General features: G+C 56.5%; 12 protein-coding genes. 6 read left to right on the forward strand and 6 right to left on the reverse strand.

Translation table 11 applies throughout. The features are described 5' to 3' along the window. Both ACN0VM_RS17525 and ACN0VM_RS17530 read left to right on the forward strand, forming a co-directional pair. On the forward strand, positions 1 to 281 hold a 281-nt coding region (locus ACN0VM_RS17525; protein ID WP_417452190.1), incomplete at its 5' end, for a hypothetical protein. Between the two features lie 77 nt (positions 282 to 358). Beyond that, the gene (locus ACN0VM_RS17530) at positions 359 to 1,636 is read left to right on the forward strand and encodes an LCCL domain-containing protein (RefSeq protein ID WP_417452191.1); all 1,278 of its coding nucleotides are present in this window, start codon (positions 359 to 361) and stop codon (positions 1,634 to 1,636) included. Positions 1,637 to 1,795: 159 nt separating this feature from the next. On the opposite strand, the gene ACN0VM_RS17535 is transcribed toward ACN0VM_RS17530, so the two are convergent. Further along, the gene (locus ACN0VM_RS17535) at positions 1,796 to 3,004 is read right to left on the reverse strand and encodes a mannan-binding protein (RefSeq protein ID WP_417452192.1); all 1,209 of its coding nucleotides are present in this window, start codon (positions 3,002 to 3,004) and stop codon (positions 1,796 to 1,798) included. A 288-nt stretch (positions 3,005 to 3,292) separates the two neighbouring features. Between ACN0VM_RS17535 and pseB the strand changes: the two genes are divergently transcribed. Together pseB and pseC are read left to right on the forward strand one after the other, a co-directional pair. After that, entirely contained in the window at positions 3,293 to 4,330 is a 1,038-nt protein-coding gene (gene pseB, locus ACN0VM_RS17540) for a UDP-N-acetylglucosamine 4,6-dehydratase (inverting) (RefSeq protein ID WP_417452193.1), read from the forward strand. Positions 4,331 to 4,338: 8 nt separating this feature from the next. Next, positions 4,339 to 5,529, forward strand: coding sequence for a UDP-4-amino-4,6-dideoxy-N-acetyl-beta-L-altrosamine transaminase (gene pseC, locus ACN0VM_RS17545; RefSeq protein ID WP_417452194.1), 1,191 nt, complete (start codon positions 4,339 to 4,341; stop codon positions 5,527 to 5,529). Positions 5,530 to 5,646: 117 nt separating this feature from the next. Here pseC and ACN0VM_RS17550 read toward each other — a convergent pair whose 3' ends face one another. The 5 genes from ACN0VM_RS17550 to ACN0VM_RS17570 all read right to left on the reverse strand — a co-directional run bounded on the left by ACN0VM_RS17550 (position 5,647) and on the right by ACN0VM_RS17570 (position 9,032). Then, the gene (locus tag ACN0VM_RS17550) at positions 5,647 to 6,477 is read right to left on the reverse strand and encodes a flagellin (RefSeq protein WP_417452195.1); all 831 of its coding nucleotides are present in this window, start codon (positions 6,475 to 6,477) and stop codon (positions 5,647 to 5,649) included. Between the two features lie 260 nt (positions 6,478 to 6,737). Then, positions 6,738 to 7,058, reverse strand: coding sequence for a hypothetical protein (locus ACN0VM_RS17555; protein WP_417452196.1), 321 nt, complete (start codon positions 7,056 to 7,058; stop codon positions 6,738 to 6,740). Positions 7,059 to 7,088: 30 nt separating this feature from the next. Next, entirely contained in the window at positions 7,089 to 7,565 is a 477-nt protein-coding gene (locus ACN0VM_RS17560) for a hypothetical protein (protein WP_417452197.1), read from the reverse strand. 1 nt (position 7,566) lies between these two features. Further along, a complete protein-coding gene (locus tag ACN0VM_RS17565) occupies positions 7,567 to 7,905 on the reverse strand; it encodes a rod-binding protein (RefSeq protein WP_417452198.1) in 339 nt (112 codons plus the stop codon). Then, entirely contained in the window at positions 7,905 to 9,032 is a 1,128-nt protein-coding gene (locus tag ACN0VM_RS17570; RefSeq protein ID WP_417452199.1) for a flagellar basal body P-ring protein FlgI, read from the reverse strand. The genes ACN0VM_RS17565 and ACN0VM_RS17570 overlap by 1 nt, the downstream gene beginning before the upstream one ends. Positions 9,033 to 9,244: 212 nt before the next feature. On the opposite strand from ACN0VM_RS17570, the gene ACN0VM_RS17575 reads away from it, so the two are divergent. Beyond that, on the forward strand, positions 9,245 to 9,664 hold the full coding sequence (locus ACN0VM_RS17575; RefSeq protein WP_417452200.1) for a flagellar assembly protein FliX: 420 nt from the start codon (positions 9,245 to 9,247) through the stop codon (positions 9,662 to 9,664). Between the two features lie 161 nt (positions 9,665 to 9,825). Then, positions 9,826 to 10,263 carry an RNA polymerase-binding protein DksA gene (gene dksA, locus ACN0VM_RS17580; RefSeq protein ID WP_417452201.1) on the forward strand — a complete coding sequence of 146 codons (438 nt, stop codon included), beginning with the start codon at positions 9,826 to 9,828 and terminating at the stop codon, positions 10,261 to 10,263. Positions 10,264 to 10,329: the final 66 nt, after the last annotated feature.

The following is a 10,329-nucleotide window of genomic DNA, read 5'->3' on the forward strand; positions in this document are numbered from 1 at the left end:
ACGCCAGCGCCATTGATATACCGCGCTTTCAGGCGGTCCCCGCCCGACTTGATCAGATAGTCCGCGACCGGCTCATCGCTGGCATGGGAACAGGTCCAGCCACCCTGCGCGAAACGTCCCCATGTGTGTTGCGGCCACTTTGGGTTGCCAACGGCGTATCTGGTGATATCGTAGAAATTATTGAAACATTCAAACCAGTTATGCTGCCGAATGGCAGAAAGGGAAATGTGGAACGGTCACATGTTAATTTTTGGTTCAGCATGTGGCTGTTAATAACCTGATGACCTAAAAGCGAACGATGGGGGAATTTATGAACCGGTGGATGACGTTTTCAAGGGCCCTGATGGGCACTTTATTCATGGTTATGCTTGCGGCCTGTTCCGGCGGCAACGAGCAACCCAGCGAAGAAGATATCAAAAACGCAATTGCCTTTAACCTGCCCGGCGGGCTTGAAGTTGACGGTGTGGAAATTCTGGTGACCGAGAACGCCGGCTCGCAGGTTGAGCCGCTGATCCGGAACCGGGCCAACGTCACGCTTGAGTTTGCTGATGACTTTGTCTCGGTCGTGGACCGGTTCGACGATAAGGTCGTGCTCAAGACGCTATACAGCAAAGGGCAGGAGCTGAACGGCACCGTCATTACGTCGTCGCGCCTGAAGGGAGACAGCTGGTCGGTCAACATTGACCGCTTCGACATCAGCCGGGTCAATGGCACGGCACTTGGCCAGTTTGCTGAAGGTAGCTATGCCTTTGAAGGCACGGATGAAGCTGCCGGGTTCAAGCAGGCGTATGAAGACAAGCTTGCACAGCAAGAGGCCGAGCGTCATGCTGCCGTTGCGGCGGCCGAGAAGGAAAAGGCTGACCGGATCGCAGCCTTTCGTGCGGAAATTGCCGGCACATGGGTCGCCAAAGCCCCGATGATGCGCAACGGCGGCGTATATACCGGGCGCGACAAAAAAAGCACGGCGGGGGTAGAGATCACCTTCCCTGAAGGGGACGAGGCATCCGGCATTGCGCCCTTCACCCTGTATGTCACCCACAACCCCAATGATAAGTTGACGGTTGACGCCGGTTTCACTGTGGCAGAGGACGGCAAATCAGTGAAAGTGCGCGCGCGCAGCAATACCCATAAAACACTGAATATGTATCTGAATGAGGTGTGGACCCTCAGTGCCGACGGCATGCTGCAAACCGGGAGCCGCGACCGCTGGTATGTGCAGCTTGAAAAAGACGGTGCCGCCCTGGCAGAGAAAAACGCGCTGGCGGAACGCCTGACCAACAGGGACAAGGCGATCGAGGCTCTGGTTATGAAGCATCAGGCCGGTCTTGCGCCCAATCGTTTTGAAAACATGCGCATGAAGCAGAACACCTACACCATGATGTTTGTGGACGCGACGCCGGGCGAAAACCAGAAGGTTTTCGGCGATGGCACCTATGACGGCAACAGCGGCATTGCCCTGACCGCCATTCATGCCGGTGTGCTTGACCGCGGTGAGGCGGGTGTGGTGAAAATCACCTACCGCTGGACCAAGTCGCGCAGCGACATCTTCGGCACCGTGAAAAACGGTGTGACATCCGGCAAGTATAATGCTTACGGCCACTACACCATTGAGCTTGTCGAAAAGCTTGAGGAATAGCATGTTCCAAACACCGGTGCCTGCCTGACAGGCTCCGGTTGCTGAAGCTGGTTCCTCACTATGAGGCCTGGTCAGCCGCCGCCCTCAAAAAAGAAATGCCCCCACGGATGTGGAGGCATTGTGTTCTGTCGGCACGCGGTGTCGTGGGACGGGCGCGGCCTAGTAGCTGAAACCGCAGCCGCACACGCTGGGTGTGTTGATGTTTGTCCACTGGTGGTTCCACTCACCGCCGGCCTTGCTGCACACGGTGGGGCATATGGTTTGGGCAGCCGCATTGTCAAAAATGAGGCCGGGTGCCGCCACATCAACATAGGCCGGGATTGTGCCTTCGTAGCTGATCGCCACCGTGCCGCCGGTGGTATAGCCGGGGCGCTGGTTATTGCAGGTGCCGGCCGCGCTGGTTTGCGCACAATATTTTGTGCCGTCCGGCCCGGTGATCAGCGTGGCAGGCGCGGTGCAGGCACCGCCCACCGCTTTTGGTGCGTTCACGGGCGCGGGGCAATTGTTGCCCGGGGTCGGAAAGCCCTGCGGGTTGGTACAGTTTGTCGCGGCCCAGCCAAACACACCCGGCAGGCCGGTGTTCTGCCCGATGGCGGCGTTCTGGGCCGTGCTCGTGGCTGTGGGCCAGCCGTCACCGGTGGTGACCAGCTTGATTTTGGCGTTCACACCGTTGACGATGCTGATGTCTGTGTCATCCGCATTGGCGCATCCCGAGCCGACCGAGCCATTCACGCCGAAATTAAGCGCAAATTCGGCCAGATTGGTGGCGTTGGGGTAAGTGGTGCCCGCACCGCCGCATCCGTTGTTGCCGGTTGTGGTGCCGTTCACGCTTTTGGTGAAAAAGAAGTTGCCGTTGAAGGCAGGTGAACAGTTTTGTGACCCATTCTCCTCACAGGGAATGACCGCTGGTGTGTAGGTGACTGTCTCACCCGCATCCATCAGGTAGGCACCCTTGGTCGTAACGCTTGGCGGTGATGTGAAACTGACGGTTTTATGCGCTACCGAGGATGTCAGGTTGAGGTGGCTGCTGTCGAGCGATGTGATCTGCGCGCCCAGGCTGCTGCAATTGGGCGGGTTTGTGGTTGGCGGCTGCGCGATAACCAGATTGAGGTACACCGGCGCGCCGCTGGTGTTGCTTACAGTCAGCCCGGTTGCTGATGCGCCCGCCTGCAGGTGGTTAGTCTCTACCTGTTGCAGGTCGTCGGCAAAGCCCGCTGCCGGTGCTGCGATGAGCGCGGAAAAGGCGGCAAGCACGCCCATATATCGCGCTGTGCGTGCTTTTTTGCGGCGTTGTTCTTGCTCGGCTGTTGTGAATATCTGCCCTGATATCCGCGAGAATACGGAATATTGTTTCGATTTCCCTGTCATTGTCTGTTCCCCTGTTAAGTTGCCCACTTACTCGTTAAACGATATATTTATCAGAAATAATATAAACCTAATAGTGTATTATTCTATCTACGATGAAATATCTTTCGGCTGCGGTGTTCCTGAAGGAGCAAGCGGTGCGGTGAAGACATGCTGCCATATCGCGCGCTGGTGGCCGCAGCGGGGGGCGCGATACGCCGCACCTAACACGCTCTAAAATAAAGAAGTTCTTTGAAGCGCCTGTGCGGGGTGCTAGTCTCGCGCCTGAATAAGGTTGAATGGGAGCAGCCCATGGCTATCAGCAGTTTTGATACTTCGAAAACCGACCTCAAAGGGAAATCCATCCTCATTACAGGTGGGACCGGGTCTTTTGGCAAGACGCTCCTGAGAGCAATACTGGACAATCATGAACCGCGGCGGGTGATCATCTTTGCCCGCGGCGAATATAATCATTTCCTGCTGCAAAACACGATCCCGGAGGAACACGTTAAAAAAGTGCGCTTCTTCATCGGGGACGTACGCGATGTGGACCGCCTCACGATGGCGATGCGGGGTGTGGATGTTGTGGTACACGCGGCGGCGCAGAAACAGGTGCCTCTGGCGGAATATAACCCGTTTGAATGTATCCGCACCAATGTCATCGGTGCGGAAAACGTGGTGCAGGCCTCTATCAAGGCGGGCGTGAAACAGGTGATCGCGCTCTCGACCGATAAGGCAGTGAATCCCATTAACCTCTATGGCGCAAGCAAGCTGGCGTCCGACAAGATTTTTGTCGCGGCCAATTCGCTGGCGTCGGGCACGGGCACACGCTTTGCCGTGGTGCGCTACGGTAATGTGCTGGGTTCGCGCGGCAGTGTCATTCCGTTTTTCCGTGACCTGATCAAAAAGGGAGCGACCGAACTGCCGGTGACCGATGTACGCATGACGCGGTTCTGGATCACTCTGGATGAAGCGGTCAACTTCACCCTGTCGTGTATGCCGATGGTACAGGGCGGCGAGATATTTGTACCCAAAATCCCGAGCATGCGCATCCCTGACCTGGTGGAAGCGCTGTCGCCGGGTATGCCGGTCAAACATGTTGGCATTCGCCCCGGCGAAAAGCTGCATGAGATCATGATCACAGAGCATAACGCCAGTCACACCGTAGATATGGGCGACCGCTATGTCATTGAACCCGAATGGCATTTCTGGGACAGGGACGATCTTGCCGACAAGGGTTTCCCGACCATGCCTGAGGGCTTTGAATATTCCAGCGACATCAATGATGACTGGCTGGGCGTGGACGAGCTTCAGGAAATTCTCACGAAAATCCCGGAAGGCGGGGAATAGGGTCAGCCATGAGCGACGGCTTTTTGCCCTATGGGCGTCACTCCATCGACGAAGACGATATCGCAGCCGTGGTTGACGTGTTGCGCCACGGTGCGTTGACAGGGGGGCCTAAGGCAGCAGAATTTGAGAGGGCTTTTGCGGCAAAGGTTGGTGCGCGTGAGGCCGTTGTATGCTCAAACGGTACAACGGCGTTGCATCTGGCCGTCATTGCTGCGAGCGTCGGTCCCGGCGACAAAGTGATTGTGCCGGCGGTAACCTTTCTCTCGACCGCTAACGTGGTGCGCATGGCAGGGGCGGATGTCGTTTTTGCCGATGTGGATGCTGATACCGGGCTGCTTACGCGTGAGACGCTTGAGGCGGCAGCAAAGGCAGCGAACGGGCCAATCAAGGCGGTGATGCCTGTGCACCTGAACGGGCAGTGTGTCGAGATGCTGGCGGTCAAGGACTTTGCCCAGGCCAAAGGTGCCAGCATTATTACCGACTGCTGCCACGCTTTGGGCGCGCGCTACCACGAAGGCGGCCATCCCGGCGATGGCCAGTTTGAGGATTACGGCTGTTTTTCACTGCACCCCGTCAAATCCATCGCGATGGGCGAGGGCGGTGTGGTTACCACAACAGACAGTGATGTCGCGCGCCGGTTGCGGCAGTTGCGTGGCCACGACATGGAACGTGACAGCGAACGCTGGAAGGTCGACGCGCAGGGATTTGACGCTTCCGGCGCACCAAACCCCTGGTACTATGAAATGGGTGAACTGGCCTATAATTACCGCGCGACGGATATGCAGTGTGCACTGGGGTTAAGTCAGCTTGGCAAGCTTGAGGGGTTTATTACCCGCAGGGCACAAATTGCCGACCTGTATGACAAGGCTTTCGCCAAATTTTCCAACAGCTTGCGCCCGGTGAAGCGGACAAAACTGGCGGCTTCTGCCTGGCACCTTTATCCGGTGCTGATTGATTTTGACGGCGCCGGCAAAGACCGTGCTGCCGTGATGCGGGAGTTGCAGGCGCTGGATGTGGGCACGCAGGTGCACTATGTGCCGGTGCCGTGGCAGCCTTATTATCGTGATCTGTACGGGGACCCGGATCTGCCGGGGGCGGCGGCCTATTATGGCCGGGTGCTCAGCCTGCCGATCTATCCGGCGATGACGGATGATGACGTGGCGCGCGTTGTGGCGGCGCTCAAAACTGTTCTGGGCTGATACTGAAAACTTCTTACCTGTTCATATGACACCTGGCTCTCACTAGCCGGGGCTGCGGCTGCAACCCCGGTTGGCGATAGGCGAAAAATGTCATGTAGTGTAGCCATCAGGCAGCCTTTAGCCCTGGAAGAGGGAAAGGATGGACTGTGGCGACTGGTTGGCGATCGAAAGCGCCTGCACACCCAGCTGCTGTTTTACTTGCAGCGCTTGCAGGTTCGCACTTTCCTTGGCCATATCGGCATCGACAAGGTTACCGATCCCCACCTCGATCACATCGGCGAGTTTGCCAGCAAATGACCGGTTCTGCTCAAGTGCTGTGGAACCAGAACCAAGGCGCGTGAGCGCGGCGTTCAGGTTGTTGATCGCTGTGGTAATATCACCAACGGCCGCAGATGCGCTTGCCTGCGTCGATATCTGCTGACTGGTGGTGATCGGAATATTGGTGCTGCTGAGCGTCAGGGTCTGGTGGCTGACAGTCAGTGTCTGGGTCGCGTCGGCGTTGGTGATGGCGACAATCGCGTCCGTGCCACCGTCGATGAGGTTGGTGCCGTTAAAGGTGGCATTCTCAACGATCGTGGTAATCTGGTCGCGCAGCGCCGAGAAATCTTGGCTCAGCGCGCTACGGCTGATGGTGTCGAGGCCCTGGTCGGCGGCCGCAACGGCTTTTTCTTTCATCTCCAGCAGCAGGTCGGAGATGGCGCCAGCAGCGGCGAGCGCCACGTCAACAGTGGAAATACCACGATCGAGCGACTGCTTCACAGCGTTGAGGCCTTTAAGGTCACCACGCAACTTTTGCGCGATAGAGAAAACAGCAGCATTATCCTTTGCGGAGGAAATTTTCAGGCCCGTGTTGATGTGGGTCTGCGTCGTTTCAAGCTGCTTGCTTGTGTTGTTCAGGTTCCGAAGTGCATCAAGAGCACTGGCATTCACATTAATTGAAAAGGTCATTTAACCTCTCCTTCTCATGACATTTTTCCCGGCCGTTTTTCGGCTTGCCTCCCTTCTATGCAATGGGTGTGCCAAAAAAATATAAATATAAACCATTGAAATATAACCATTTAATTCGTCCTTTGAATCAGTGTGTGGTGAGGGAGGTAAAATTAGCCAAGGTAATCAGGGGCTTGGTCGAAGGTGTAGATGCAACATCTGCCGGGTCATATGCCTATGGTGAGGCACGCTGGCCTCCAGATGAAGCAGGGGTGGAGGGGTTAGCGCCGGGGACGCGCCGGCGCTGTCGCGTGGCCAGCGGTGTTGGCTTTGTCTTTTTTCTTGCCGACATCACGCTTTTGGGTTGTGCTTTGTCCGCTGGATGTGGCGGCGGTGGCATCGGGCAGGAAGACCGAAGGGCGCACGCCTGAAACAAGTTGGGTCGTGGTTTGTCCACTCATAGTTTCTGAACGTTGGAAGCTCAGGAGTTCAGCCTGAAAACGCCCGCTGCCGGAAAGGTCCGGCAGACGGGCTGCATTCATGTTGGGTTGTTTCAGCAGAGCCAGAAGGGCTGCCTGGGATGGGGGGATGATGGCTGTCATGGCACTGCGATCGTCATATCACCTTGCCCGTCATATCACCTGATTGAGGCTGAGCGATGTGGGCCGTGCCCGCGCGGCTGTTTGGGCCGCATTTTTGCCGTAGCCGACAACGGAACGGTTGCGCTTGGAAACTTCCTCTCCGACGCTGCGAATAAGACCTTCGCTGACGGATTTAAGGCGTAGTACCACACGGGCGTGATCGCGCAGCATTTCACGGAAAGCATCGGTAAGCTTGCGAAGATACGTGCGCTCCTCTGACCCTTTGGGACCAAGTGTGTGTTCGTTAACGCGTACACGGTTCAGCGTCTCACGGTATTCTGCCATCAGACGACTTTTTTCGCCGTGCAGTTTTTGAGCTTCCCGTGGTTTCCTGGCCTCCAGAAGGTCGGTTTCACGCCCGATCAATTCCGTCAGCGCGATGGTAAGGCGCGCCAGTTGTGCTCCGTGGCCCGTAATGGGGGGAGCGTCCTTGTTCGTGGATATTTGCGGAAGTGGGTCAAGTGGCATATCAGACCTCCTGCATTTTCAACAGTTCACGATAAACATTGTCGGCAATGCCGATACCGCCCTTGCTGGCGATGGATTTGCTGGCTTCCTGAACCATCATCGAACGGTAAACACCTTCAGCCGGGCCGCCGCCCATAAGGCTGTCGGTCTCAACAGTTTCAAACATCGGGTTCAGCATCTGAGCGATGAAAATGGCCTCAAACTCCTCAGCCGCTTCGCGGGCTTTGGCTTTCTGGGCTTCAGTAAGGTTGCTGCCAACCTTGCCGATGCCTTCGCGGGCTGCGGCTAACTGAGCCTCGATGGCGCTTGACTGCGCTGTATTGATCATTTGCGCTTGCATTACATCACCTGAATTTCGGCTTGCATCGCACCTGAGGCCTTCACCGCCTGTAGGATGGAAATCATGTCACGCGGACCGACGCCAAGGGCATTCAGGCCGTCTACAAGGTCTTGCAAGGTGACGGAAGGCGGCAGCACGGTCAGTTTTTCCGTGCCGGACTCTTCCACATTTACCGTACTGCGCGGCACGACCTGTGTCTGTCCGCCCTGGGCAAAGGCACCGGGCTGCGACACTTGCGGCTGTTCGGAGATGCTGATGGTCAGGTTGCCCTGCGCGATGGCGACCGAATTGATGCGAACCTCAGAGCCCATCACAATGATGCCCGTGCGCTCGTCAATAATAACGCGGGCTTTCTGGTCGGGTGTGACAGTCAGTTGCTCGATATTGGTCAGGATATCCACCAGCGCCAGTTCATAACCGATCGGACGGTCCAACTGGATTGTGGCCGGGTCAAGAAGACGCGCCATGCTGGACTTCATGTGTCCGTTGATGGTGTTGGTGATGCGCTGCGCGGTCGTCAGGTCCGGGTTATGCAGCGACAGCTTCACTGATGTCAGGTCCGACAACTCAAAAGGGATCTCGCGCTCGACAATACCGCCGTTGGCGATGCGACCATTTGTGGGAACACCTTGCACGATGGAGGCGGCGTCACCTGACGCGCTGAAGCCAGCAACGGCTACCGCACCCTGCGCCACGGCATAAACTTCGCCGTCGGCACCCAGAAGCGGGGTGGCAATCAGAGTGCCGCCCTTGAGGTCTTCGGCGTCACCCATGGAGCTTACGTTAACATCAATGCGATTACCCTGACGTGAGAAGGACGGCAGGGTGGCTGTCACCATTACCGCCGCGACATTCTCGGGACGCATGGTCTCGCCTTTGGCGTTGACACCAAGGCGTTCCAGCATCGAGGTCAGGCTTTGTTCGGTGTAGGGGGTGTTTCGCAGCGTATCACCGGTGCCGTTCAGGCCAACAACAAGGCCGTAGCCGATCAACTGGTTTTCGCGGATGCCTTCCACGGATACAATATCCTTGATGCGTGATGAGCCAGCAGCCTCGCTTGGGACAGCAAGCCCAATCGATAAGATAGCGGCGGTGATCAGCGTCAGAACTCGCGAATTTTTCAACATGCTTCGGCACCCTTGCTTAAACTGGCCCGGCCATATTTGCCGGACGTGGTATCTTGTGCCCCATATATGCGAAACTCGTGCCAAGAAAGGCGGCGTATTAGGTTGTTGAAATGTAACGCTTTCTTAAAGTGAATGAGATATACATGGATAAATTTACCGGATCGGTGTAGCAAGGCTTGCTCATCTCGCTTGCAAGGAATAAATTGATAGCCATGAAGATTACCGGCCCCGGGCAAGTACAATCCAAGACGATTAAGAAGACGTCTCGCAAGACGGCAGGAGACGGCGTTGCCTTTGGCGGCGAGCTTGAGAGCTCCAGCCCTGCGCAGGCCGCGTCGCGGACCGTTGCCACAAGCCCGCTGGCGCCGGTAAATGCACTGCTTTCGCTTCAGGAGGTACCAGACTCGACCGCAAGCCGGTCCAAGGGGCTGCAGCGCGCTGAGGAAATGCTTGATGTTCTGGAAGAAGTCCGCAAAGGCTTGCTTCTTGGTTCCATCCCCATCGCTAATCTGCGCGGGCTTGCTGACCTTGCAAGGAATCAGCGCGGTAAGACCGAAGATGACAAGCTTAACGATATCCTCTCCGACATCGAGCTTCGCGCGGAAGTTGAACTTGCCAAGCTAGGCGTTTGATTCCAACAACTTGATCTCCTTTTTTATTATGCTGAGAACCGCAGTTTCGTTGCTGTTTTATTACGTCTTGTGCTGCCTCGCGGAAAACATTATATAACGGCCCGGGTCTTCGGGGGTTTGTTTGGCGAAGACTGGCCAAGTGTATTTGTTAGGGAGTGACGATGACGGAAACCATGACAGCGACAGCAACCGTATTGCCCGATGGGTACCAGCCGTCGCCAGACGAAGAGTTCATGAACGATCTCCAGCTTGAGTATTTCAGGCGCAAACTGGAAGCATGGAAAAAAGACATTCAGCGCGAGTCCGCGGAAACGCTTCAGAATCTTCAGCAAGATAACCTGCGCGAGCCAGATATCGCCGACCGGGCGTCGTCCGAGACGGACTGGTCGGTTGAACTTCGCACGCGTGACCGCCAGCGTAAGCTGGTCTCCAAGATCGATGCAGCATTGCGCCGGATCGAAGAAGGCGAATATGGCTACTGTGAAGTGACTGGCGAGCCGATCAGCCTCAGGCGTCTTGACGCGCGGCCGATCGCTACCATGACGATCGAGGCGCAGGAAGCTCATGAGCGGGCGGAAAAAGTACATCGCGACGATTAAGTTTTTTTAAAAAATGATTTAGTCTCAAGGGAGCTTCGGCTCCCTTTTTCATGCGCCAAGCATATC

Origin of the sequence: Kordiimonas sp., assembly GCF_048260245.1 — a bacterium.
Classification (GTDB): domain Bacteria; phylum Pseudomonadota; class Alphaproteobacteria; order Sphingomonadales; family Kordiimonadaceae; genus Kordiimonas.